The 26,984-nt window shown below is 39.4% G+C and carries 22 protein-coding genes and 2 pseudogenes; 2 read left to right on the forward strand and 22 right to left on the reverse strand.

The window, feature by feature from the left end:
- Positions 1-16: 16 nt before the first annotated feature.
- The 8 genes from DXB52_RS03745 to DXB52_RS03780 all read right to left on the reverse strand — a co-directional run bounded on the left by DXB52_RS03745 (position 17) and on the right by DXB52_RS03780 (position 10,127).
- Entirely contained in the window at positions 17-841 is an 825-nt protein-coding gene (locus DXB52_RS03745) for a TPM domain-containing protein (RefSeq protein WP_055163004.1), read from the reverse strand.
- A gap of 12 nt (positions 842-853) precedes the next feature.
- The gene (locus DXB52_RS03750) at positions 854-1,951 is read right to left on the reverse strand and encodes a TFIIB-type zinc ribbon-containing protein (RefSeq protein WP_118106568.1); all 1,098 of its coding nucleotides are present in this window, start codon (positions 1,949-1,951) and stop codon (positions 854-856) included.
- A 63-nt stretch (positions 1,952-2,014) separates the two neighbouring features.
- Positions 2,015-3,379 (reverse strand): SPFH domain-containing protein, encoded by a 1,365-nt coding sequence (locus tag DXB52_RS03755; protein WP_118106569.1) that lies wholly within the window; start codon positions 3,377-3,379, stop codon positions 2,015-2,017.
- Positions 3,380-3,557: 178 nt separating this feature from the next.
- Complete coding sequence (locus DXB52_RS03760; RefSeq protein WP_118106570.1) at positions 3,558-4,931, reverse strand: hypothetical protein; 1,374 nt, start codon at positions 4,929-4,931, stop codon at positions 3,558-3,560.
- A gap of 153 nt (positions 4,932-5,084) precedes the next feature.
- Positions 5,085-6,350 carry an MFS transporter gene (locus tag DXB52_RS03765; RefSeq protein ID WP_118106571.1) on the reverse strand — a complete coding sequence of 422 codons (1,266 nt, stop codon included), beginning with the start codon at positions 6,348-6,350 and terminating at the stop codon, positions 5,085-5,087.
- 27 nt (positions 6,351-6,377) lie between these two features.
- A complete protein-coding gene (locus DXB52_RS03770; protein ID WP_118106572.1) occupies positions 6,378-7,253 on the reverse strand; it encodes a shikimate dehydrogenase in 876 nt (291 codons plus the stop codon).
- 28 nt (positions 7,254-7,281) lie between these two features.
- Positions 7,282-9,255, reverse strand: a complete 1,974-nt coding sequence (locus DXB52_RS03775) for an FAD-dependent oxidoreductase (RefSeq protein WP_330677943.1) — start codon at positions 9,253-9,255, stop codon at positions 7,282-7,284.
- Positions 9,256-9,290: 35 nt separating this feature from the next.
- A complete protein-coding gene (locus DXB52_RS03780; protein ID WP_117826845.1) occupies positions 9,291-10,127 on the reverse strand; it encodes a sugar phosphate isomerase/epimerase family protein in 837 nt (278 codons plus the stop codon).
- Positions 10,128-10,553: 426 nt separating this feature from the next.
- On the opposite strand from DXB52_RS03780, the gene DXB52_RS03785 reads away from it, so the two are divergent.
- The gene (locus DXB52_RS03785) at positions 10,554-11,441 is read left to right on the forward strand and encodes a LysR family transcriptional regulator (protein WP_118106573.1); all 888 of its coding nucleotides are present in this window, start codon (positions 10,554-10,556) and stop codon (positions 11,439-11,441) included.
- A 21-nt stretch (positions 11,442-11,462) separates the two neighbouring features.
- Here DXB52_RS03785 and DXB52_RS03790 read toward each other — a convergent pair whose 3' ends face one another.
- The 9 genes from DXB52_RS03790 to DXB52_RS16340 all read right to left on the reverse strand — a co-directional run bounded on the left by DXB52_RS03790 (position 11,463) and on the right by DXB52_RS16340 (position 18,998).
- Positions 11,463-12,191: a DUF554 domain-containing protein gene (locus DXB52_RS03790; protein ID WP_117541640.1), complete on the reverse strand. Its 729-nt coding sequence runs from the start codon at positions 12,189-12,191 to the stop codon at positions 11,463-11,465.
- Positions 12,192-12,335: 144 nt separating this feature from the next.
- Complete coding sequence (locus tag DXB52_RS16590; protein ID WP_472519943.1) at positions 12,336-12,533, reverse strand: hypothetical protein; 198 nt, start codon at positions 12,531-12,533, stop codon at positions 12,336-12,338.
- A gap of 5 nt (positions 12,534-12,538) precedes the next feature.
- Positions 12,539-13,012: a FadR/GntR family transcriptional regulator gene (locus DXB52_RS03795; RefSeq protein WP_472519944.1), complete on the reverse strand. Its 474-nt coding sequence runs from the start codon at positions 13,010-13,012 to the stop codon at positions 12,539-12,541.
- A 166-nt stretch (positions 13,013-13,178) separates the two neighbouring features.
- Positions 13,179-14,654 carry a Na+/H+ antiporter NhaC gene (gene nhaC, locus DXB52_RS03800; RefSeq protein WP_118106574.1) on the reverse strand — a complete coding sequence of 492 codons (1,476 nt, stop codon included), beginning with the start codon at positions 14,652-14,654 and terminating at the stop codon, positions 13,179-13,181.
- 12 nt (positions 14,655-14,666) lie between these two features.
- The gene (locus tag DXB52_RS03805; RefSeq protein WP_118106575.1) at positions 14,667-15,848 is read right to left on the reverse strand and encodes a trans-sulfuration enzyme family protein; all 1,182 of its coding nucleotides are present in this window, start codon (positions 15,846-15,848) and stop codon (positions 14,667-14,669) included.
- Between the two features lie 675 nt (positions 15,849-16,523).
- On the reverse strand, positions 16,524-17,660 hold the full coding sequence (locus DXB52_RS03810; RefSeq protein ID WP_117569936.1) for a Fic family protein: 1,137 nt from the start codon (positions 17,658-17,660) through the stop codon (positions 16,524-16,526).
- Between the two features lie 164 nt (positions 17,661-17,824).
- Positions 17,825-18,202, reverse strand: a complete 378-nt coding sequence (locus tag DXB52_RS03815) for an IS3 family transposase (protein ID WP_181989153.1) — start codon at positions 18,200-18,202, stop codon at positions 17,825-17,827.
- A gap of 119 nt (positions 18,203-18,321) precedes the next feature.
- The gene (locus DXB52_RS16335) at positions 18,322-18,675 is read right to left on the reverse strand and encodes a helix-turn-helix domain-containing protein (protein WP_207661750.1); all 354 of its coding nucleotides are present in this window, start codon (positions 18,673-18,675) and stop codon (positions 18,322-18,324) included.
- The gene (locus DXB52_RS16340) at positions 18,597-18,998 is read right to left on the reverse strand and encodes a helix-turn-helix domain-containing protein (RefSeq protein ID WP_207661749.1); all 402 of its coding nucleotides are present in this window, start codon (positions 18,996-18,998) and stop codon (positions 18,597-18,599) included. Before DXB52_RS16340 ends, DXB52_RS16335 begins: the two co-directional genes overlap by 79 nt.
- A 156-nt stretch (positions 18,999-19,154) precedes the next feature.
- Here DXB52_RS16340 and DXB52_RS03825 point away from each other — a divergent pair.
- A pseudogene (locus DXB52_RS03825) lies at positions 19,155-19,268 on the forward strand (winged helix-turn-helix transcriptional regulator); the annotation flags it as partial.
- Positions 19,269-19,290: 22 nt separating this feature from the next.
- Here the strand turns inward: DXB52_RS03825 and DXB52_RS03830 are convergent.
- The 5 genes and pseudogenes from DXB52_RS03830 to DXB52_RS03850 all read right to left on the reverse strand — a co-directional run bounded on the left by DXB52_RS03830 (position 19,291) and on the right by DXB52_RS03850 (position 26,909).
- Positions 19,291-19,881: a nitroreductase family protein gene (locus tag DXB52_RS03830; protein ID WP_117542065.1), complete on the reverse strand. Its 591-nt coding sequence runs from the start codon at positions 19,879-19,881 to the stop codon at positions 19,291-19,293.
- Between the two features lie 99 nt (positions 19,882-19,980).
- Positions 19,981-20,193, reverse strand: a complete 213-nt coding sequence (locus DXB52_RS03835) for a PF20097 family protein (RefSeq protein WP_117542064.1) — start codon at positions 20,191-20,193, stop codon at positions 19,981-19,983.
- Between the two features lie 70 nt (positions 20,194-20,263).
- The gene (locus DXB52_RS03840; RefSeq protein ID WP_054753011.1) at positions 20,264-20,593 is read right to left on the reverse strand and encodes a DUF6054 family protein; all 330 of its coding nucleotides are present in this window, start codon (positions 20,591-20,593) and stop codon (positions 20,264-20,266) included.
- 94 nt (positions 20,594-20,687) lie between these two features.
- A pseudogene (locus DXB52_RS03845) lies at positions 20,688-21,782 on the reverse strand (ATP-binding protein); the annotation flags it as partial.
- A gap of 219 nt (positions 21,783-22,001) precedes the next feature.
- Positions 22,002-26,909 (reverse strand): beta-N-acetylglucosaminidase domain-containing protein, encoded by a 4,908-nt coding sequence (locus tag DXB52_RS03850; protein ID WP_147343347.1) that lies wholly within the window; start codon positions 26,907-26,909, stop codon positions 22,002-22,004.
- Positions 26,910-26,984: the final 75 nt, after the last annotated feature.

Consider the following 26,984-nt stretch of genomic DNA (forward strand, 5'->3'; position numbering starts at 1 on the left):
TATCCGGACATCTCTCCTAGAATTTTCCGCCACCGCCTCCGGCAGTGCTTCCGGAAGATGTTGTATGTGTACTGCTTCCGCCGCCACCACTGGAAGAATCATTTTTCTCTTTTTTCGTTTTTGTCATTGTATTATACAGGAATATGTCTCTGCTCTCAGTAAGATTCATACTTCCAGCTTTCACATAATTATTAGCTGCTGCCTGGAAACGTACTGTTTTCAGCTTTGATTTCATAGTGCCAACAACAATCAATGAAAGGACGATACCAGCTACTAATGAAATCGGAATCCAGATCCATGACATTGGTTTTTGTGGTTCATTATCGATATCATAAGGTTCTCCGGTTTTTGCCTGCGTAATAAAATCATCACACTCGTCAGCAAATGTATCAAATGCTGCCGCAAAATCACCATCAGACAAATCACCCGTCATCTCTTCTCCTATGTACTGGATACCTGCATCCGTAAATGCTGTAATAGCATATCCGTAGGTTGCCATATACCAATCATGATCTTCCATGCTGATCAGAAGTATTGTTCCATCCTTGTCCGGTCCATAACCATAATTATGAGACTCGTAGAATCGTTCCGCATAATCAGATACCGTCAGTCCATCCAGTGTATCGGTTGTGGCAACCGTCACATCTACCTTCTGTCGCGTACTGATCTCATCTAACTTACTGGTTAACAGCTCCCTCTCATCTGCAGACAGGAGCTCCGCATTGTCGATGACACGAGGATATTCATTCGCAAATCCTTCTGTTTCCTCCGCAAAAGCCGGAACTGCAAGACCTAGACAGAGGATGAGGATCGTCATAAACGATAAAATTCTTTTCTTCATTTCCCCACCTCCCTAAAACAGTCCGATCAGGTGCAAAAGCCATGCAGCACCATACGTTACAACTGAGAATATAGCTGCCAGCATCACTGTCCAGCGTGCTGCTGCACCTTTATCTACCGGCAGATCGCCGACAAACTTTCCTGTCTGTCCATTCATTGCAAAGGTGTATTTATTTCCGTTCCATGTCGTATTCAGAAGCCATACCGGATACAGTGCATACTTTGCTTTTCCGCCATGAAATTGTACACTGCTATTGTCTGTTGTTACTGTAGCATAACCACCTTTTACTGTCTCAGCAAAAGCTTCCTCTGTAGAATGTTTTACACGTTTATTAGCACGTTCAATACTTTGTTCAGCAGTTACGTCATACTTATCTGCCAGATATCCTGCGAGATAAGCAGTCTGGAAATCCACCGCACCTGAAATATTGAATGGCTCGATAGATTCCATCAGATCATCTGCCATCTTTGTGGAGCCATCTACCGGAACATTTTCAAAACCAATACTTCCACCCCGGTGAACCATAAAATGACTTGTCTCAGTATAATCATAATCACTGTCACTCCACATGCGTACCTTTGTTGCCCGATAGCGGACTGCGGCATCTACATTTGTATCAAAAAGCCAGAATGGAACGTAAATACCTTTGATCTCATCAATATGATTCTGATCCTTGAAGATCTTTGGCAGAAGACGTTTTCCGGTCAGATGCTTCTTCAATCTTTCTTTTGCTGCCTTTTTATCTAATTTGAACGGGATCACCAGATCCGGTTTTAATGCTCCCGCAAATTGTCCCATCATTACGATCGGATTATCACAGAATGGGCAGGATGTTGCTGCCATGTTGGCATCTCCGACAATCTCGCCTCCACAGGACTTACACACATACGTGCGTAAACCATCTGTTTCACCTTCCTGCCATTCACTGCCTGCGGAAGTATCCCACTCCATGTCATCTGTCTGTTCATTCTGCAGCTCTGCATCATAACCTTTGAGTGCATCCATCTCGAACTCAGTATCACAGTACGGACACTTCATCTTCTGAATCTTACTGTCAAAGGCGATTGCACCGCCACAGCAAGGACATTTATATTCCTGCAAGCCTGCCATAACTCATTCTCCTTTCTTCCGTGCCGTGCTTCCGGCAGTTATTTTCTAACTGCTATTCATCCGTTACTGTCTGTCGTTCTCGTCAAAGATATCTCCACACTCCGGACAGAATCTCGGCGGATTCTTCGGATCTTCCGGTTCCCATCCGCACTTATCACAACGGTAAAGCGGCGCTCCTGCCGGCTTCTTTGCTCCACAGTTCGTACAGAATTTGCCTTTGTTTACTGCGCCACAGGAACACGTCCAGCCTTCGTCCTCTGCCGGTCTCTTTGTTCCACAGTTCGGACAGAAATTACCTGTTACTGTAGTACCACATGCACATTTCCATCCGCCTGCTGCCGGAGCTGCCTGCGGTGCCGGTGTCGGCTGTGGTGTCGGAGCTGCCTGCTGCTGTGCTGCCTGCTGAGCCTGCTGTTGCTGTCCCATAGCGAAAAGATTCTGTGCATTCATTCCACCACCTGCAGCGTTCATTGCCATACCCATGCCCATGAATCCTGTCATAGCTCCTGCCTCGTTGCCCGCTGCAGTCTTCATCGCATCTGCCTGAGCACCGACAAGTGTAGCTGCTGCCATTGTAGGATCACGCATGATAGCTGTACGCTGTGCCTGTTTAATCAGTTCTGCATCCTCGTCCGGAAGAATAACTGATCCAAGAGCAATACTTACAACCTTCAGTCCACGAAGAGTTCCCCATTTCTCTGAAAGTGCAGTATTCATGGCATTTTCAAGATCTGTATTGTGTGTTACGATCTGATTTGGACGAAGTTCCATCTCTGACAGACGGCCAAATGCCGGCTGCAGGGCTGAGATAAATTCTGTCTTAAGAGTACTGTCAAGTTCTTCACGGGAATATTCCTGTTCTACATTTCCACATACATTTGAATAGAACAACAGTGGATCAACAATCTTATAAGAATATACACCTGAACAACGGATTGATACGTCAATATCCAATCCAATCTTGGAGTCTACTACACGGAACGGAATCGGATTCGCTGTACCAAAACGGTTTTCCAGAATTTCTTTTGTATTAAAGTAATAAATTCTCTGATCCTTACCTGTATCTCCACCATAAGTAAAACGCTTGCCTACGGTTTTAAATGTCTCTTTAATGCTCTCACCGAGATTACCCGAGAAAATAGATGGTTCTGTTGAGGTATCATATGTAAATTCACCAGGCTCTGCACAAACTTCTACAACCTTGCCCTGTTCTATAATGATCATACACTGTCCATCAGCCACGGCAATACCGGAACCGTTAGAAATGATATTGTCATTTCCTTTTGTATTAGAAGAACGACCTGTCGTTCTCTTCTGACCCTTTGTAACAAGCACTTCTTTCGGCATAGATTCGCAATAGAAAAACTCCTTCCATTGATCCGCTAATGTTCCACCAAGTGCACCCATACCTGCTTTAATAAGTCCCATACTGACTCCTCCTTTTGCGATATATCCGATGTGTTTATTTTATCTATAATTTTATTATAACAGAATAAAAAAAATCTGTCTCTCTCAAAAAAATTGTATTTCTGCTGCTTTTTACGCAAAAAGCAGCTAGTCTATTTTCCAGACTAACTGCTCCTGTTGAATTCCATATCTAATTCTTTTATTCTTTTTGTTCTGTCTCTGAGATCTCTAATTTCTTCTTCTGAAATTCCATATTAGACAGTAAGATGTTCATTGCAAAACCTACAAGCAAAGCCCATCCGGAACCTTTGAATGCAAGCACTGCTGCCATTACTCCGGCAATACTTTTATCTGTACTCGTCTTACAATAATCCATACCAATTCTTGCACATACATATGCCTGGAATAACAAAGTGATCGCAGAACCCACGCCCATGATTGGTTTCATGAATGACACGATCGGCACTAAAATAACACTGATGAATGTTGCCATACGGAAAGAACTCATTCCACCGATCAGCGATTTCATCGCTTTCTTTCCTTCTTTATAACGCATTGCAACAGATACGGTCATACCAATCCAAAGCGGACCTGCCAGTGGTGGGAACGGTGCAAAAATTGCAAGGATCAGGTTTCTAAGACCACTGATCAGGTTTGATCTGCTTGAATTAAAGTCAATATATTCGTCAGTTCTGCTGTCCTGTGCTTCCTCTACCAACGTCTGTGATGTAACAAAATCTCCAAACGCAAGTACATAACAGATCAACGCCAACGGAATTGCACTTATAAATTTTGAAATCGGTGGAAATCCGACTGCAAAAATACTGACTGTGTGGAAAATATTACTAAAGTCAGGAATTCGGATGAGTGTTCCAAGTTCGAGAACCGGTTTTGACAATTCTCCAAGCAATACTCCTGCTAACATAGCAATCAGATATGGGAATAAGTTTCCATATTTTGCCATGATATCCAATATTTTATGTTTTTCTCTGTTCTTTTCACAGAACGGTGAAAAACTCAAAAACGCAAGTAACAATGTACCGGAAAGTGTTGCGATTGGCGCAGTCATCAGCTGGCTTCCATCTGAGAGCTGTCCTTGCAATACTGTAATCGGTGCTGCAATCAGAATACCGCCTTTGATTGAATTCGGCACACCATTCACGAATTTATCTGCAAGCTTGGTAATTCCCATAAATATAAATACAAATGCAACAAGCAGCTGCAATGCAATCATTGCCTGAATACGCTCCGGTCCTTTTGGGAATCCATTTAAATATGCCAGTGTAAATGGTAATGTCGGTGTGATCCATCCCGGGACAACCGGATCTCCTAACCATCCATGAAGCATGTACATAAATACTTCAATGATGACGCAGCTCCATGCAAGTTCATACGGAAGTCCAAGATTATCCGTCAGATACGGAATCGAACTTAACGCAGTAGCGCCAAGGATCAGACCTTGAAAAAATTCTACATATTCTAATTTATAATGAATTCCCGGAATACGCCACTGAAATGGGCCGAGTGGAATATAGGGAAGTTCGTTGGCTTTTCTTGTTCTTTTCGGACTCATCTTTTAAGCTTCTCCTTCATTTTTCGATTTACAAGTGTCTATTTTTTAACAATTTAATCTCAAAAAAAGGACTGCATTCTTTTTGATGATAACATCTTTTGGAACAACAGTCCATTTTTTTCGTATGAATTGAGATTGTTACTATGTTACTTCCTATAATACACTTTTCCCGAAGATTTTTTTGTGCTGTGCTACTAAGTAGAGAGAACTTAAAATAGCAAGGATTGCAAATACTAACAGCATGATCATGAGGCTGTATACTGCACTTGCCTCACCAGATGATTTTGTAAGCTGTGCTGCCACTACTGGGATCAGGTAGCTTGCCGCACCCATAAATGTGTAATAAATACCAGTATTTCTCCCCTTCGGTCCTGGGTTAAATAACTGAACAACTGCAAGACCTGTCTGAAGAGCACCTCCTGCTGCGAAGAATCCCAACATTGCGATAGCGATGTAAATGATTGCTACCTGATGGATAAACAGTACACCCGTAAGTGCCACTGCTGTACAGATAGAATCAATAAGGACAACCTTTAACGGGTTCCATTTTAATTTTGCCATCATGAACGCCCAGAAAAGTACTGCACAGATAGACCCAATTGTATAAATAGAAGTCATACCTGCTGCCTGAATCTCGGAAAGTCCACATACGGAAAGTCCAAATGCTTTTGTATACTGCTGTGCGCCATACATGATCGCCATGCAAAGGAACGCATAAAACATTACAAGAAATACGATAAATTTATTTGGCTTTACAAGCATTGCAGCCTGCACTGCATTATCGGATTTGTCTTTCTTTCCTTCTGACACTTTCTTCTGATCATCATAAGCAAACGGTGCAATAATTGCAAGTACCAGACAAATAACTGACATTACAACCGGAATAATAACATTTAATTTCCAGTTTCCGCTGTTTGCATTATGAACAACCAGGAATGGATAAATCATACCGGAAACAGAAACAAAAAATTTGATTCCGATCAGTGCAGATCCAGGTGCTGCCGGATAAGCTTCCTGTACAGCCGGATATCCTGATGCATCCCAGAAACCGGATGTTGCAACTCCTGAAACAAATCCACATACAGAAGCAACTAATGCACTTTTTGTAAATAAGAATCCAAGGAAGCATAGAATATATAATGCTGCTCCACCGATCATTAATTTTTTACGTCCTACATGATCCGAAATCTCTCCACCGATCCAGACGCTGACGAATTTACCAAAGCCTGTCCATGCAACTGCTGTACTTACCGCTGCAAGACCTGCTGCATATGCTGCTGACTGTGGGTCTGTCATATTGAATCCCCACTGTTTTGCAAAGTTTACGTTGTTCTGACTTAAAATGATAGCCTGGATACCATGTGTTAAATAGCAAAAATATACACAAAGGATAGACCACAAATATTTCTTTGCTCTCATTCCATCATTCTCCTTTTGTGAATGTAATTATTTTGCCTGAGCCTTCTGAAATTCCTGATACTCAGCAAGTGGCATCTCTTTTCCAACAAACAGTTCGTAGTTAACTGCCCCCTGCTGCAGAAGCATTCCTGCGCCACCGATTGCTTTGCATCCTGCTTCTTCTGCTTCAAGGATCATCTTTGTCTTCTCTGGATTGTATACAGTATCTGCAACGACAAGATCCTTACGGAATAAAGATTTGTCAACCAGAGTTACATCCTCGTGTGGTTTCATTCCCATAATCGTTGTATTGATAAGAATATCACAAGTTTTAATTTCTTCTTCCAGTTTAGCCTTATCAGCAAGATCATCTACAGTAACAACACAGTCCGGACACTTCTCTGCTAATTTAGCCTTTGTTCCTTCTGCTCTTTCGTAGAATTTATCTTTCACATTGAAAATATTAACTTCTTTTGCTCCGTCTAATGCTAACTGAACCTGAATAGCTGTAGCTGCTCCACCGGCACCAAGTACAACGATCTTTTTATCTTTTACAGATACACCGTTGATCTCGAGATTTTTAACAAATCCAACACCATCTGTAATGTATCCTGTGATCACACCGTTATCATTTACAAATGCGTTACATGCTCCGATGATCTCTGCTGCCGGAGAAAGTTTGTCAACTAACTTTGCTGCAATATTTTTACATGGCATTGTAAAGTTACCCGCGCGCATGTTGAATAAACGAATTGCCTCAAATGCTTTTGGCATTTCTTCCTCTGTTACATCAAACGCCAGATATGCATAATCTAATCCGTCATGCTGGAAACTGAAGTTGTACATTGCAGGTGATCCTGAGTGTCCAACCGGTGATCCAAATAATCCCATTAAGCCTGTGTGTCCAGAAATTCTTTTTTCCATGATTCTAATCCTCCTGATATAATTTCATTTATAAATTCAATGCAACCTCATATGCTTCTTTTGTGGCATCCAGTGCACGGCGTGCTCTTACTGCGTCACCTATCATGTGGACTTCTGGTACAATGTCTTTTAATTCTTCTGCAAAGTCATAAACTACGTTCTGTCCATCACGGTGTGTATAACGTGAGCTGAATCCCATAGAGAGGACAACTGTGTCGAATCCTCTTGCCTCGTAGATCGTCTCGTCTGATTTATCTGCTGCATTTTTGTAACTTACGCCATCTGAGAAGATCTCTGATACAGCTGCACTTGTAATCTGTTTGATGCCATATTTCTCAAATGCTTCCATAAGAAAAATTCTGTGCTCATGGATCACATCCGGTCCGATCGCATCTCTCATTTCGATAATGGCTACTTCATGTCCCTGCTCTGCTAAGAAGTCTGCTGTCTCTGCACCTACCATACCGCCACCAACAACTAAGACTTTATGTCCTACCGGGCGTGTTCCTTCCAGGCAGTCAACACCATAGACGATATCCGGATTTTCAATACCTTTGATAAATGGAAGTACTAAAGTCTCAGCTCCTGTTGCAAGGATCACTGCATCCGGTGTATCTTCTTTCAACATCTGTGCAGTTACTTTTGTATTCATCTTGATATTAACTCCGGCTTTTTCACATTTTACAATGTAACTTCTGATCATACCTGTGATATCACCTTTTCCTGGTGGATATGCAGCCAGTCTCATATTACCGCCAAGCTTATCTGTAGCTTCAAATAATGTTACATCATGTCCGCGTCTCCTCGCTGTAAATGCAGCACACATACCTGCCACACCACCACCGATCACGTAAACTTTTTTCGCCTTCTCAGCCTTCAGAAGTCCTTCTTTTTCATGTCCAAGTACTGGATTTACAAGACAACAGATTGGTTTACCTGCATACATATTGGCAACACAGCCCTGAAGACAGGCGATACATGGTGTAAGATCTTCCAGTCTTTCTTCCATTGCTTTCTGTGGTGTGTGCGGATCTGCAAGTGACTGACGTCCAAATGCTACTAAATCTGCATTTCCCATTTTAATGATCTGTTCTGCAAACTGTGGTTCTGTATATCTTCCGACTGTAATAACCGGAATAGAAACACATTTCTTGATATTTGCAACAAGCTCTGCTGAGAATCCGCCGTGAATTCCTGTCGGAGCCCACATATACTCATCTTTTAAATGTACTGCACGGGATACGTGAAGACCATCAATTCCGCAATCTTCTAAATAAGAAGCAACTGCACACATATCGTGATTATCAAGTCCTCCAAACATATCTTCTGTACTGTTAATACGTGCAAGAACAGCAATCTTTCCTTCTGTTTTCTTCTTTACTTCTTCAATAATGAGACGTGAAAATCTCATTCTGTTCTCAAAGTTTCCGCCAAATTCATCGACACGCTTATTTGTTCTTGGTGACATAAATGAATTTACAAGATAGCCGTGCGCCATGTGGATCTCTACTGCATCTGCTCCACCTTTCATTGCACGTTCTGCTGCTTCACCATATCCTTTTACAAGCTCATACACTTTTTCTGTAGATACTTCTTCAGGAATGTCTCTTCCATCTGCTGATGCAATTGCTGTAGCAGCCTGGATCGGTGCTCCTGCATTCTTTGCATTTCCTTCCGGTCCTGCATTCTGAAGCTGGATAGATACCTTTGCACCTTCTTCATGGCAGGCATCTGTAATTTTCTTTAGGCTTTCAATGCTGTTGTCATCATAAAGGCATGGTTTCTTAGGACCGCCCTTCGCTCCTTTATGTACTACAGTCGCTTCAATTGTGATCAGACCAAACTGACCTTTCGCACGCTCACCATAGTAAGCCACAGATTCGTCACTCCATGTTCCGTCTGAATTTGCGAAATTATTTCCCATCGGTGGAACCACAAAACGATTTTTAACTGTCATAGGTCCAATCTGAATCGGAGAAAACATATTTTTGAATTTCATCATTTACCTCTCTCTTTGGCATCATCTGTTTTTTCAAATTAGTCTACCAACTCTGGCCAAACTTCTTTTAATACTTTCTCTGTATTTTCATATGTATAAGCAGCTGCTTCTTTCAGTCCTTTTCCAAGAATTGCATCAGAAATAACTTCTACACCAACAACCTTCGGATCAACTCCTGCGTCTTTGATCATCTTAACAAATCCTGCTGTATCTTTTGCTCCTGTTCCCGGTGCAAGACGATCGTGCATAGACTCATCTCTTAAAATAGATGCTGCATATGGTCTTTCATAAGCATCATTGATCTGGATAGAAATAACTTTCTTGGCAATCTCCGGTGTAAGGATATCGTATGGCTGATCTGCTCTTACCCAGTGCCATGTATCAAGAATGAGCATTGCGTTGTCGCATCCAGAAGCTTTTACAACTTCCCATCCTTTCTTAAGATCCGGAATTCCGCTGTATGGCATCGGCTCAACACCAATGATGTATTTTCCTGCTCTCTGGCAAAGTTCTTTTAATTTCTGTGCTGTGTACTCAACAGAATAATTTTCCATCAGTCCACAGTTGATGTGGCCTACTCCAAAGAGTTCGCACATATGGAAACACATCTGCTCTTTGTATTTCTGCTCATAAGAACGATGTTCCTCACACCACTGAACAATGTACTCTACCTCTGTTACTTTCATATCATGTTTGTCAAGAATTGCAAGAATGTCTTCATCATGAAGTCCTTCATTCAATGCATCAACATAAGTCTCTGCGCGAAGACCGATTCCTTCATATCCTGCTTCCTTTGCAGCGATTACACGATCTTCAAATTTGCACTGATCTCCAAGTGTCCATGAACTTACTGTGATTGGGTTTTTCTTTGACATAATTCTTCCTCCATTGTAAAAATTGAATATAATCCATTGGATTTTCCTGTTCAATCTTGTTATTTTTTTCTGTTTTTATTATATCTGCTTGTTAAATAAATGACAAATTAGTAATTCTATCACAATCCATGCATTTTGTTTATAGATTTTATTTACACTTCGTGTTACGATATTATTATCAATAAGCATTATTGCGTATTTATCCCTCAAATAGAGTAACTGTTCAGAGCCAACCTCCAAAATGCTACGCATTTCGTCGGTGTGGCGTATCCGCCAAATAAAATTTCAAAAACAGTCTTAAAAATGCAAGCATTTTACATCTGTTTTATGAAATTTTGCTTGGCTCTGAACAGTTACCAAATAGATATAAAATGAACCAAATTAAATGGGAAGATACAAATTTTTATAAGGAAGGTATCAGACTTTATGAATCTCTATCATCTTAGATATTTTGTTACTCTCGCTCATTTAGAACACTACACAAAGGCTGCGGAGATCCTTTCTATCACTCAGCCAAGCTTAAGTCATGCAATCTCATCTCTGGAAAGTGAGCTCGGAGTAAAACTCTTTGAAAAAGATGGACGTAACGTTGTACTCACAAAATGTGGACAGGCTTTTCTTGTCGATGTGGAGCAGGCTTTGGATATGCTGGATTCAAGTATCAATAAACTGCAGATGACCGGATTTGGAGAAGGTCGCATCGATATTGTTCAACTCCGTACGCTCAGCAGTGCAGTTGTTCCGAACTTTGTAAAAGGTTTTTTGGATTCCACGCCTAACAAAAAAATCGATTTTTATTTTCACAGTTCAACCGGACTCACATCCGACATGATCCAGGGATTAAAAGAGCGAAAATACGACATCGCATTTTGTTCCAAGATGGACAACGAACCTCTCGTTGAGTTTGTTCCGGTTGCAAAACAAGAGCTTGTACTGATTGTACCTAAAGGACATCCTTTGGACGGAAAAACTTCGATTAATCTAAAAGAATCGCTTACGTATCCACATATCGTTTTTTCTAAGCGAAGCGGTTTAAGACATGTGATTGACAAGTTATTTGAAAATTGTGGCGGATACCCACAGATTGCTTACTCGATGGAAGAAGATCAGGGGGTTGCCGGATTAGTCAGTGCCGGATTCGGCATCGCAGTTGTACCACGAATGCCGATTCTTTCCTCCTTGCCGGTTTCAATCATAGAGATTGCCACTCCGTCCTGGGAGAGACTCTTCTACATGGCAACTTTGAAGAATGTTTATCAGGCACCTGTTATTACGAACTTTAAGAATTATGTATTGGAACATGCTGAAATATAGAATGATAAGTTTTCTTCTATTTTACAGCATCGGTACGATCATATTTACCCAGAACCAGCTCACCGGCATCACAAGCACCATGGCCGGGATCATGTCTGCGACTGGGAAATCGTGAATCTTTGCGATCCGAAAACCAGTTGCAAGAAGCAGGAAGCCTCCGCATGCCTTGAAATCAGCAATCATATCCGGCGTGGTCAACGGAAAGATAAGTTTTGCTGCTGCAAATATGATCAGAAAAATCACGCACTGCGGAACCGCAACTGCTACAATCACCATGCCTAATGTTCCTCCAAAAATCATCGCAGTAAAGAAATCCAGAATCGACTTTGAAATCAAAATTGTATGATCTCCACTCATTCCGGAATCCAGTGAACCGTAAATTCCTGTTCCACTGGCACAAAACAATACGATGATCGTCACAAGCATTGACATATACTCTTCTCTGGACATAGATTTGTTCTTATTTGGGAAGAGTTTTCCCACTGGTTTCTCCATGCAGGTCGCTGCGCTATTAATCATTCCGCCCAGATTGACTGCCAGACCAATGGCAGTTCCAATGATTACTGCGAAAATAACAGCAGGCATATTTTTCATAAGCCCAATGGAACTGACACCCATTCCCATTGCGCAGATTCCAAAAATCTTAGTAAGCTCTGCATTAAACTTCACGGGCAATTTGTGCCCGAATAATGCCCCGATCGCACCGCCGGCTGCAACCGACAAGGTATTGATAATAACTCCTATTGGCATAATTCATTCCTCTACTTTCTAAAACACAGATGCGGTGTAAGGAATCTCCTACACCGCAAATTTTCAGTTTGATATTCAGTTTATCATAATATTTTTTATAATGTAAAGCTTTTATTTTCTTTTTCAACTGACAAAATCTTTACTCTATTCTCTTTTTTTTGCTATTTCGAATCCATATTCGTTAATCTTATCTATTGCCTGTATCGCTATCTTCATATCACGATCCTTAAGAGCCTGCGCAAGCATCAAATGTTGCGGAATAGTTGCAAGCCAAATAGAATCATTTCCATCTTCTGAATCTTCTTGCAGTATAAATCGGTACGAACGAATTTTATTTATCATCTGTTCTATTGCGTTATTCCGTCCAATTTTATAAAGACTATCATGAAGCTTCGATCTAATACATGACTATATAGATTGTCTCCAGCTAATTTTACCATCTCCGCTGCTGTTGCTACTAATTGGTCTTTCTCCTGAAATGTTCCGCGCTCCATTGCATTCTCCACGGCTTTATGATCTAAAGCACTTTGAAGTTCTTCCATTTCTTCTAACGAACAGTTAGTAAGCTGAAACGTAAATGAATTATTTTCTCCATAAGGATTATTAATAAATACACCACTCCCTGTTTTTACATATATCAAGCCACGGTCTTCTAATATTCTCAATGCTTCTCGCACGGAATTACGACTTGTTTGCAGCATGGCTGACATATCACGTTCCGATGGCAGCTTGTCCCCTGGCTGGAGATTATTCATTTGAATGTACCGATAAATAGCATCTGAAATTTTCAAATAAAGAGATTTCTTTTCTATCGGTTTCATTGAAATTCTATTTTCATTTTCTGTATTATTTATATGATTCATAAGACTTCCCCAATTTCTATATAACTACATTAATAAAAGGACCCAATATCTTTTACAGATACTGAATCCTTTTAATTATAAGAAATTCTTATGAAAACGTCAAGTTTGTCCTTTGGGTCAAATATTACTCTGTTTTTCCAGATAACTCAAGGTACTCTTCATATGCAGCCGATCCTTTTTTAATCTTCGCAATTCCAAATCCTGTGAATCCCCAGATAATTGCAAAAATAACTCCTGTATAGCACAGCACTGCCCATGGCGCATACTGTACTGTCGGTACGCCAAGTACAGATGTCATATATACGCCAGCCAATGACCATGGTACTAAAGGTTCTACGACGGTAATACTGTCTTCCAGTGATCTTGACAAGTTCTTTGATTCCAATCCACGTTTAATATACTCTGGACGGAACATTCCACCAATCATAAGGAATGTCACTGTAGCTTCTCCGATTACTGTAATCATAATTACCCCGAGAATAACCGTGAGTGTAATCAACTGTCCTGTACCGTGGATATGTTTCATGATTCGTTCCAGAATCAATTCCATACTTCCACATACAGTAAGTGCTCCGATAAAGGAGAATCCGCAGAATGCCATTAATGCAGTATTCATCATAGAACTCATACCACCTCTCTGAAGAAGGTTCGGAACCTGTTCTACAATATTTTCAAGATCCATAGATGTGTGAAGCATCTCCATCTTAAATCCGCTAACCATACTTGCTGCACAATCTGTAAATGAAAATCCCTGAACTAGCATTGCAAGTACAATTGCTACAGCAGAAGAAATAATCATAACCGGAATCGTAGGTTTCTTCATAAGAGATCCTGCAATTACAATCACACAAGGAATCAATAATAACAGCCCTACCGGCATTGCGAGATTAAAAAGTTCTCCAAGTGTATTAATAATCTCGTCAACCTGCCCCACCTGTGAGTCACTTGCGAAGTGAGCTCCTGCAATAAGATAAACTACACAGCTCACGATAAATCCAGGAACTGTTGTGTAAAACATATGTCCAATATGCTGATATAAGTTTGTCTCTGTTGCAATTGCAGACATATTTGTACTGTCTGATAATGGTGACATCTTATCTCCAAAATAAGCACCTGCAACAATCGCTCCTGCAACTGCCGGAAGCGGTGCACCCATACCTGCTGCCACACTGATCAGTGCTGCGCCAACTGTTCCTGCAGCTCCCCAGGAAGTACCTGTGCTGACAGAAAGTATTACTGTTACAAGAAATGAAGTAATAATAATATATTTGGGACTAATAATCTGAAGTCCTATATATACAAGAAACGGAATTGTTCCACTTACTACCCACGCACCAATCATAAGTCCAACACAAATCAAAATCATGATTGCCGGAAATGCTTTTGCAAGTTTAGCTACTATTTCATCTTCGATTTCTTTCCATTTATGTCCCTGATACATGCACACACATATTGTAAATGCAGCACAAATAATCAAAAGAATCTTAATATCAATACTATAAACAACCAATCCTGTAAAAAGAACAACAAACATAAAAATCAACGGTAATACAGCTGTAAAGGGGGTTGGTTTTTTTACTTCTTTTCTCTCTTCTCCCATGATGGTTCTCCTTTATGAAATTTTATCAAGTGCCTGCTGCAAATCAGCAATCAGGTTTTCTGTTCCTTCAAGGCCACAGTGAATTCGTACAATATTTCGTGATACATTTAAGAATGCACACTGCTCTTCCGTCCAGTTATATGTATAAGCAATTGCAAGGCTTTCAAATCCTCCCCAAGAACATCCTTTCTCAAAGAGTTTTAGGCTATTAACAAAGGTTTCTGTCTCTTCTAATGTTCCGTCAATCTCAAGACTCATCAGTCCACATTCACCTTTCTGCTGTTTTCTTGCAAGCTCATATTGTGGATGTGATTCAAGTCCTGTAAAGAATACACGCTTAACCCTTGGCTGCTTTTCAAGGAATTTAGCCACTTCCATTGCCGTCTCGTAATGTCTCTGCATACGAACGTCTAATGTACGTAGTCCACGAATCGCCAGCCAGGCTTCCATTGGTCCAAGAACTCCGCCAAACCAATCTCTTTGAACCATAATCTCACGCATAAACTCTTCGTCCTTTGAAACAAGGACTCCACCTACAAGATCACTATGTCCGCCGATATACTTTGTCATGGTATGCATTACAATATCAATTCCCATATCCAATGGTTTTTGGAAAATCGGAGTGGAGTATGTATTATCAATGTACGTTTTGATTCCATGCTCTTTAGCAAGCTTTGCTACCCCTTCCAAATCTACAACATTAAATAAAAGCGTTGTAGGACTCTCCAAAATAATCATTTTCGTTTCTGGACGGATTGCATCTTCGAATTCCTTTACAGTTCTTCCATCAACATAAGTAACTGTTACATCATATTTCGGACTAAGGAACTCATCAAGTAAATGCTGTACTGGTCCATAACTTTCCTTAATACAAATCACATGACTTCCTGCTGTACAAATCTTAAGAATAGCCGCTGCACAAGCTGCCATACCTGCTGAAAATACAACTGCTCTTGAACCGTGCTCTAGTGCAGCAATTTTCTTTTCGAGAATTGCAACAGTTGGATTAGATGCTCTTCCATAATAGAATTCATCTTTAAAAATATCTACGTCGAAATAATCTTTTACCGTATCAAATACATGAAGTGAATTCATAAAAATCGGAGGCGTTACAGATTTCATATACTTTTCTGGATCTTCTCCTACGTGTGTCATTGCCAGTAAATCTTGATTGTCTGCTAATTGTTTTGACATCTTCTCTTTCCTTTCTTTTATTGGTTTGATGGTATTGTGGTTGATTGGCTCAACCAATTTATGTGATTATTATACATCTATTAACGTTTTTGTCAATATTTTTATGTGTATAAAATATTTTTTAGGCTTTCTGTATAATTTTTATTTTCTTCTTTTGTGCAAATGATACAACACAATCAAAGCAATATATCACTTCTTCGATTTGTCGTTCGTTTTTCGTTCCAATTCCTATATAGACTAAATCCGAAAAATGCAGTAAAATCAGTAATAGCTCGACAATACCGAAAGCGAATATAGATTGTTGGAGGAAGTTATGATTCAAAAAATCGAGAACAGAAGAAGTATAAGAAAATATAAAGAAGATAAGATTAGTAAAAAGTCACTCATACACTTATGCCAGAATAGGCATTTGCCATACCAGATGCGGAAAATACAGTAAGGATCATGCAAGAAGCCCCAGCCAAGAGACCTCGGAAACCATTCGCAGATATTGTTGAATTTAGGTAAGTTTTCTTTAAAAGCAAGATAGACGAAACGACTCTCCACTGTTTATCTACCTTGCTCACCCTAGTATCAAATATTTATCTATCTCTTAATTCTAGCACATTTTTTCAAGAAGCAGATCTGATTTAATAGTGTATTTCTTTTAAAATCTGCCCCTTTACACTGCCTCGATTACCTCTTAAATTTATATTTCCCTTTTCCGTAACCGGATACAGGTTCAATAATCTCTGCCTGCACCAAATTGGAAAGAAGTTTGGAAGCACCTGAACCTTTCAGCTCGAGAAGCTTCATAACTGCACTTCTTCCAAATACCTCATCAAAGCCAAACTCTTCAAAGAGTCTATGAATATGAACTGTCGTTTTTACTGAGAAAGCACTGCCTTTTTCGGAAAGTACACTTTCAATATCCACTTTTTCGTCTTGAATATCCACTTTTTCATTCTCAATATCCACTTTTTGATCTTGAATGTCCACTTTTCCTTCATTCAAAAGTCCACTTATATGAAGATTTCGACTATGAAGCTCATTTTTCTCGTTCAAAAGCAGATTTCTGAGAAATGTTTCCAAATACTCTGTTGTTTCGTGAATACCTGTTTGCAGGTTCGTATAGTTTGCACGGACAAGTGCATTTCTGAAATACCACGCATTTTCCGCAAAAATATCATTGGTTGCAGAGAATCCAAGTGTCCTTAGATATTTAATGAAGAACACTGCCGTTGTTCTCGTATTGCCTTCCCCGAAGATATGGATTTGCCATAACCTTGAAACAAATACCGCAAGATGATGAATAATCCCATCCATTGAAAGCCCTTTATAACTAAAGTCTTTCTCCTGCGAAAAATCGTATTCAAGTGTGGCTCTCAATTCAGAAGCACTACCGTACATAACAGTTGCCCCATCAAGCACCCATTCTTTCTTTGTAATATTGTAATCTCTAATCTTTCCTGCGTGTTTATAAATACCCTGAAAGAGTTTGCGGTGGATAGCGATATACTCATTCGGAGAAAATGTAAACGCTGTTTCAGAAAGAATTTCTGCAATACGGGACGAAACCTTATCTGCTTCTTCAGTACGCTCATCGTCAGACAAATGCACTGGTCTTTCTTCATAGTAACTGTCGATAAGACTCTGTGCTTCTTTCATTGTGATTTTGCCTTCAATATTCTGAATGGCAGTATCAATCAAATATTTAGATGGTTTGAGTCCGTCCACTGCCTGAAGTCCGATGGCCGTACTCCAAGCATAACCCTTATGAGCTTTATCTGGTTCAGACTCCCTCAAATATTCCTTAAACGGGTCTTTTTCCATATCCACTACCTCGCTTCATAATTTTATAATTCAAGCTTCCTTTCCAATTTCCGATTTTGTTTATCTTATTTTACTAGAAAAGGTAAGAGATAAAACGGTTTCAACACTTTATATAAACATATCATATCGTAAAACATGCATTCCTTCAATGTACACAAGTTCTATTATATACATTTCTTCAATATTACAAAAGAAGAGAACTCCCCGTCAAGTAGACAATTGAAATCCCCTGTCACATCAGTGAGCCATTTCTCATTTGGTGCTTTGGCAGTGAACTCGCGATTAAGTATGTTTTCAGCTATATACTGAGGGTTTGCAGCCTGTCTTGTGCACCAGTTGTTAGAATACTTGATAGTTGATTTTATATTAAGTTTACGGCAAATGCGTAGCACACGTTTATCGTTTACATCAATACCATGATATCGTTCCAGATCATCTCTGATCCTTCGATAGCCTTTATCCGGTGACTCTGTATGAATCTTTTCTATCTCATCAGCAATAAGTCTATTCTTTTGTTCACTTTCAGGAATTTCTCTATGCAACCATTTATAGTAAGCGGCTCTGGAAACTCTGCCAAGTTTACAAAGTGCAGCGATTGGATAATTATGTTCTTTGTGTTCTTCTTTGATTGCCTGATATATATGTTCATGACGAATCAGGCTTAGCCCAGCCTCCTCTCTATTTCTTCGAGTTTTTTTAAGAAAGATGCCTCCATTTCAGCACGTGCTTTCTCTGCTTTTAAAATTTTAACTTCAGCACGCAGCTTTTCTAATTCACTCATCTCATCTGGATGTTTTCGTTTGCCACGGTTATCTCTTAAAGCTTCCACTCCACCAGCTTCATATTTGACTATATAATTACGAGCCTGTTGATAGGACACCTGGTATTGTTCTGCTGTTTGGACATAATTACGATCATGTGCGATACAATACTGTACTATTTCAACCCGTTCTTCAAAAGTAGTTTTTTTCCTTTGGTCATGATAATGCTTCCTCCTGTTCCAGAAGATTTTAATTCTTCATGACCATTATACTTCTTTATCCAGATTTGTAACTTAGCTTTTGAACGGATTCCGTATTTTTTGCAAATATCATCTTGAGAACCATAGCCTGCTAAATAATCTAAGACTGCTTGTTGTTTCAATTCTTTGGAATACTTTTTATTCCCTTTCAATGTGAATACATTTGCTCCCATAGATTCATAGTTTCGAATCCATTGTTGGACAGATGCGAGACTTACATCAAACATATCGGCAATTCGCCGTTGGCTTTCTTTTTCCTCCAGATATAGATTTACAGCGTATATCTTATCCTCAACAGATACTTTTCTTTTAGACATAAAATATGCTGTGTCATTTGAGGATACCTTTACTAACTTCTTTCATACTCTCTTTTTCTTCTTTCACAATCAACGGAATTTCTAAACAACCTTTATTCTGCTATATTAATTTCTAGTGATTTCATCAAGCTCATTCATTTTCATCACCTCTTCCGTATTCGCACAGTTTATCCGGAGGTTTCCCCAAGAGTTGAATACAGTCTAAGCGAACTTGGACTTACTCTGAAACCTATTCTCGACTCAATGGTCGAATGGGGAACGCCTATAAAAAAATGTAGGAAGAATTTTTTATTTATCTGTACTCAACAATGTCTGTCAAAGGTTTCCGTGGTCTTTTGGCTGGGGCTTCATTTGCAAATCCGATAGCGACAATTCCTGTCAACTGGCTGTCTGTTTCAATGAAGTCTATAAGTTCATTATATGCAAAACACGTATTTGCAATCCATAATGTACCTAATCCATAACTTGTCGCAGTCAATATCATGTTTTCAATAGCAGCGCCTATCGATAGCGAATCACAAATTTCCACAATACGTTTTTCATCTTCAATACTATCAAATGGAGTTTTCTGATTTGTATTAAGCACTGCTATAAGACATGGTGCTTCTTCCATAACTCTAACAGTATTCTCAGCATCCGGTATAGCAAATGCCCATTCTGGCATAAGTTTATGAGTGATTTTTTCTGACTTTATTCCCTGGTGCATAACATCAACCAGCTTAGACTTTTCTTCACCTTGATATACAATAAATTTCCAAGGTTGTCTGTTTTTGGCAGATGGAGCAAGAGTCGCACTGTAAATTATATCTTCAATTATTTCCTTACTGATCTCATGCCTTTTATATTTTCTTATACTCCTTCTGTTCTCAATTTCTTTAATCATAGATTTTACTTTCCTATCAATTATCGTCTATAAGCACTCTTGGCAATACTACGCACTATCTCACATTTCATATAAAATTTTGAATTCTACAAATTGAATTTATCTATTTGCATAATCAATCAAAATCTTTTTGCAACTACTGCAACGATAAGCTTCGCAATGAGGGATTCCGCCTGAACCTTTACTCAGTTCCAAATCGTCCGATTTTTTAATACGAAAAACTTTTATCGGATTATCAACTGCAAAAGTAATGTCTCGTGAGCTCATTAGGTATCCTCTTATCATTTCTTCACCACAATATGGACATTTCATGCCGATTTGCCTCCCTCGTAAAACTTTAATTATTTTTTTCGCAATAATATTGCAAATAAAACGATTAGAACTAATCCAACAACTCGATTAACTTATCAAGAAATGCCTCTTCCCCCCATGTATTAATTTTGAAAAATACAGCTTGGCTTCCTCCTGCTGTAATTGCAGAAAGTTGTACTGGATCTTTATCATTTTGAAAAAGTGTAATATTAAGACTCACTCTGTTTCCTCCTGCATAGCTGTAACGCTCAAAAACACGAACGCTGCAACGCGCAGTTCCACTTCGAAAGTCACTGGCATCTTCTAGCGTTGCAGACATACTACCATTTATTATTCCGTCTTCAATTTTAGAAAGCAACTGATCAAAATCTTCATTTATATATCTTTCTATTTTTGCCATGCAAAACACCTTCCTCTCAACTATCTAAACTGAAATTTGAATCACTATTTACTTATGCTTCATAGTGCCTGTCACCAATGTGTTCTATCCAATGTCAAAACTCTAAACTATCCGCGTTCAAAAGGAAATATTTCATTCCCATGATGACAAATCCCTCATCATTTCTCCAAGGTCTTTTGCTGCCATTTACAATGACAACCTTCTTGAAAGAGTCCGGGATATTACGCAGAGAATTGAACTCCTGAGTCTGCTTTTCTTCTGAAGTCATGTCATAAGCAACCTGGATGTAGTATCTCTGATTTCCTTGGTTAACTACAAAATCAACTTCCAGCTGCTTACGGACACGCTTGCCCTCTTTATCTTTATCAAAGATTTGCACAACACCCACATCAACATTGTAGCCACGAATCAGAAGCTCGTTATAAACAATGTTCTCCATGATGTTGGTAGGTTCCTGCTGTCTGAAATTCAAACGGGCATTTCTCAGTCCTGGATCAGTAAAGTAGTATTTCAGATTTGCACCAATATACTTTCTGCCCTTAATATCGTATCGGTTTGCTTTAGAAATCAAAAACGCATCTGCCAAATAGTCAATATGATTGGAAATCGTTTTATTTGTATAACTCATCTGACGCTCACTGGCAAAGGTATTAGCAATCTTTGAAGGGTTGGTCGGTGCGCCAATTGCAGATGCAAGCACATCAACCAGAATGCCAATTTCATCCACATTTTGGATCTTGTTTCTTTCAATTACGTCCTTCAGATAAACATTTGCAAAAATGTTTTTCAGGTAATCTGCCTTCTGTCGTTCACTCTGTAAACCTACGACCTGCGGCAATCCTCCATAGATCATGTAGTCATCCCAGGCATCGTCGTAATCACCTTCATAGACAGAATAAACCTCTGCAAAAGAGAGGGGGTAGATTCTGATCTCATCACCTCTGCCACGGAACTCAGTCACAATGTCGCTGGACAGAAACTTAGAATTGCTTCCGGTGACATACACATCAATGTTGCTCATCATATTATTGAATGGCATCGAGATCTCATCCAAAGTCTTCCCCCATACGTCCGCATCCTGCAACACAAGGCCCTCCGATAAAATCACATTTCCTTCATTCTGAAGAATCACTTGCAAGCCAAATAAATCCCTATAAAACTCTATGGATTTTTCTATATCATCTACCACAATCAGTACATTCTTTAGTTACTGCATGGCTATAATGCAAAATATAATGTAAATTTAAAGGAGAAAATACACATGAAAAAAATTAAGGAAATAGCTTCAGGATTATTAATACTTCCTTTCAGGTATAGATGACTACACTGTTAAATTCATTTAAATTTCTCTACAAAAGCTCACTGCTGGTTCAAAAAATACCAACAGTGAGCTTTTATTTCTTACCCCCTATTTCCTTTTCCTGCGAATAATCACTACTGTAATTATTGCTATGCAAGCTACCATGACCAAAACTATCGGAAGAAGATTTCCTTCATCACCAGTTTGCACTGCCTGACCTTTTTGATTTGTATTTTGACCTGCATTATTTTGATTTCCTCCTACATCTACTGTAGTTTTCTGTACCAATGCGCGACGTGCATTTTCTAATTCTTCTGTTGCTGCTTTTACTTCTTTTGCACTACCTGACTTCAGAAGTTTTTTCGCTTTTTTCAATGCATCTTCTAATCTCTGATAAGAGTCTTCTGTATACAACTCCTTATCCACTTTTTCAGCCGCCTGAATCTTATCCTTTAATGCTTCTACATTAACCAGTTTTTTCATTGCCTCTTGAATCTTATCAATATATTTATCATCAGCGCTCTTTTCTGCCTCTGCGACAATATCCATCAATTCCTTATAAGAGTCTTCTGTATAAGATTCAGCCTTCAATGCCTTCGCTGCCTGAATCATCTGCTCCAAAGCTGCTTTATCACTTGTAGTCAATCCATTATATTTTTCTTCGATTAGTTTCAGCGCCTGTGCAACCTGTTCTTTTGTACCTGCATCAAGAAGTTGTTTTCCTGCTTCTACAGCTGCAACATAATACTGATAACTTTCGTTCGTATATAAAGTACCGTCTACGCTTTCTGACTGTTTAATCGCTGCCTTCAGAGTACTGATATCAACTAGATTTAACATGCTATTCTGGAAAGCAGTTCTCTTAGTAATAAAGTCTTTTGGATTTACACGTTCTGTTCCGGCTATTTCTGCCTCTTTATCCGTAGCCACCAACGTATCAATTTCTGATTTAATCGCTGTCAACGCCTGATAACTAGCTTTTGTATACGGATCTGCTTCAACCAAATCATATTTTTTCGTTTCCAGCTCTGCAAGTTCTCTGTTTCTTGTAGAATAGACAAGATTATTCTGCGCTTCTGTCACATTTTTCATCAGCTCATCTGCATCTGTCTGCGACAAATTATCCGGAGTTTTCATTGCCTTTTCCAACTTGCCAATTACATTTGCATATGCAGAATAAGTAACTTTTGTATAAATTGTTTCCTCATTACTGATTTTTTCAGCCAACACTTCATTCATCTTTGCGACGGTTTCTTCATTCGCTTTTGTCTTTGCATTTGTACGTGCTGACTCTAATGCTTTAATCGCTGAATCCACCATTGCCTGACTTGCATTTTCATTATCATAGATTTCCTGTGCAGTTTCTTTTGCCTGTGTGTAAGCTGTTTTGCTATCAGCTGTCCATGTGTCATCCTCTGCTTTTGCAAGCTCTGCTTTTAATGTTTCTTTGTTTACTTCTCCGCCACGTTCTGATGAAGTTTCAATCTCAGCAATTTCCGGAATTACATCTTTCCAAGTAACAGTCAGTGTTTCCAGCATTTTTCCTTCCGGAATAACAAACTCATTGATTACTTGATTCAGTTTTCCAAGGTTTACTTTTTCACTAGCTTTTGTAACATTACTTTTATCTAAATAAGTTGCTGTAACATCTGCTTTAGAAATATCGCCGATCTGTATCAGACGAACAGATGCGATTGATGTTGGATCTAACACTCTCCAGGTAAATGAGCTGTTCTTTTTAGAAGACTTATAAGTTGTACCATAGCTTCCATCCCGCATATTAGACGGAAGCTTTCCTGCTTCTTCAATTGCTTCTGACACAATCTGTCTACTCTGCTCAGGAGAAATATATTCTCCTCCATTGATCTGCAGTTCATTAATTGCAACCCATCTATGATTATATGTTTCATTCGGCATGATGCGGATATATCTTCCATCTACATCCAGACCTGTTGCTTCTTTATACATATATCCCGGATTTTTATCATCATGGGTCAGAGTAATGCCTTGCATGTCTTTCGCTACTGTATTATCATGCACATTTTGAGTTGGTTTTCCAACCGTCATAACCTCTGTCCAGTTTTCACCATCTGTTGACACTTCAAATTTTGCATTTCTCAAATAATTCAACTGTGTTTCTACAATATAGTAACGCAGAGAGTTAAAGTGAATAACTTGTCCCAGATCAAATGTGATATGTTTGCCAGCTTCCTGTTTTCCATTGATCATACCCAATGTACTTAATTTTCCATCAAATACATTTCCAACAGTTCCTGCCACACGCATATCATTTGCATCCTGTGCTTTTTCAAAGTCTGTATCTACTTTTTTAGCTCCGACAAACTTATAAGTCACTTTAAAATCATTCAAAGTAATCTGGCTTGCTTCTTCGCCATTATTTTTAATGCGTATATACGCTGCATCTACATTTTTTGCATCCGCTGCGTAAGGCTTCCATGTGATTTCATTCATAGACGTCTCCAGAACTACATTTTCCGAAAGTGCCGGAATTGTAATATTCTGTATTGCTTTGATATCGCCAAGTTTCACTCCGATATACTCGTCTTTGTTCAATGTAACTGTTCCGTTACTTAATGAAACACTGCCTTCCTCCAGACTTGCAGTGATATTTGTATCAACGTTCGTATAAAGCCCTGCTCTCGCACCACTTGCATCTTCATTTGCCGGAGAAAGAATCTCTATTTCACCAATTCTTACCCAGCCTCCTGTTACTGTATTATTATGAATACGCACCGCTTTTACATTAGCAACATTTCCGAATGAAATGGTCTGATCACCTTTATCCGACAATGTACCCGCTTTTGTCCATGTACTCGTTCCCTCAATCTGATACTCTACATCTGCATTGCTGAACTTATCACTCTTTGCTGAAACTCCCTGCACTAAACGGAAGGAACCAATTGTTTTTGGCTCCGGGAAAGTAACTGTCAATGTTGCTCCTGCTGGAATTGTATCTCTTCCGGGGTTTTCGTATGGTCCTTTTGCCAGCCATACTTCACTGCTGTTATCTCCATCAAAATATTTATCTTCCGATGCGTTATTTTGTATAGATATCTGCTCATATGTAACAGTTCCTGTATATCTTTTCTGTGTATTTGGATTGATTCCGGTGTCAATATAATCAGTTACATATTTTGCCATCGCTTTAATAAACGGAACAATATGCTGTACTCCGACTTCTGCTTTTTCATAATGATCCAGATACCAGAGTTCATGTGTCTTTGACTGCTCGAATGCAGCTTTTGCTTCTGCATTATAACGAAGTGCAGTATCTGCATCCTCATTGACAATTGCCTTAATAGCATTCAAATATCCAATTGCTGAAACAGTTGTATCATCCCAGCAATCCAGCCAATATACAATCTGATCTCTAACCTTTATGTCTACAGCCTGTTCTCTATAAACAGCAGCTGCATTCTGTAAAATCTGGAATTCCGCAATCAATGCATCCGCTTCTTCTACAGTAACTGTACCTGTCTTTAATTTATCACGAAAATCCGTCAGTTTCGGAGCTAAATCTACGGATTCCTGCAATGCTGTTACTCGAGAATCCATGTTCTGATTCATCATATGTTTAGACAATTCATACAACGCTGTAGAGGCTTCCGTTTTCGCTGCTGAATTGTGGTCTACATATTTGAAAGAATCCTGCCATGCCTTGTTTGCTATATCTGCATTTTCCCAAATATTCCATGAATAACATGCATTTCCGAAAATTGCCACTTTACTTGGCTCTGACTGCTGCATCGGATTAAGTACGATACCTTGAATCTTTGCCGGATCAACTCCTGGATGTAGGAATGTTGTATATCCGCCCATGATCAGATGGCTTTTAGAATTATCTGTACAAGGCCAGTTAATCCACATATAAGGACCGCGTCCCGCATTATTCGTAAATGTATTGGTAAAGTTCTGGTTTACTTCGCCCCATACTCTACCGCCTGTCATAACAACCTGTACATTTTCCGGGAAATTTTTGTAATATGCCTGTCCGTTGTACATATATTCCTGTGGACAAAACGGCAACGTCTGTTTCAAATCCGGATATGTTTTTTTCATTTCTGCCAGCCACGCTGTCATATCCGTTAAAAACTTATTATAATTATTTCCACCTACGTTTCCCGCATCGTCTGCCAGAATTGCAACCTGTCTGACACCGGCATCAATCACCTGAGCAAGTTTATCTTGTACTGCTTTTAAATCAGCTTGATAATTGCCGTCAAATCTAACCGGATTATACATAAACGTATGAAGTGCATACACAAAACGGCATTTAGATGCATTCCCAGCTTCTGCCAAAGGTCTGATTAATGTATTCAGTTCCTCTTCTGTATATAATTCTCTCCATTTTGCATTATGCTTTGGATCATTTTTCGGTGCATAGAAATAGGAATTCAGTTTATAATAACCGCCCCATTTCATAAGATTGATTCTATCTTCTGTAGACCATGGATTTCCATAATACCCTTCAATAAATCCACGACTTGCAACATCTGCCCAGTCCTCAATGTGAAAATTCCGGATGGTATTACTATCCATCTGCTTCAAAATATGATACAACGTCGTCAATCCATAATAACTTGCATCTGTGTCTGCACCTACTACAGTAATCACATCATCATTACTATCCAATACATAGGCGTCCAGCTTTTCATACAAATCCGCTGACTGCATATTCACATGTTCATTTGCATAAGTATCTGCAACTTCTCCCGAACCATCAATTCCAACAAGAATATTCGTCTTGCCCTCTTCAATTGACTCGGATGTGGTCACTGTTACCCCGTCTTTCAACGCAAGTGCTTCTGCTAATTGATCTTTCGTTGCCTGATCGATTCCTGATTCATATACTACATTGACCTCGTTTTTGATAACATAGTCACCTTCCGTATATTGAACCACCTGTGGATTCGGATAAATTTCATACTCTGCAGCCGCAGCTTCACTCCGGACTGGCGATATTGTCAGTCCGGAAACAGTCATTACTAATGCCATGACTCCTGCAGCGAATTTCTGAAAGCCTTTTTTTGTTCTTTCTATCAATTCGTAATTTTTTCAAAATTTCCTCCT

This window comes from Ruminococcus sp. OM04-4AA, assembly GCF_003462585.1.
Lineage (GTDB): Bacteria > Bacillota > Clostridia > Lachnospirales > Lachnospiraceae > Mediterraneibacter > Mediterraneibacter faecis.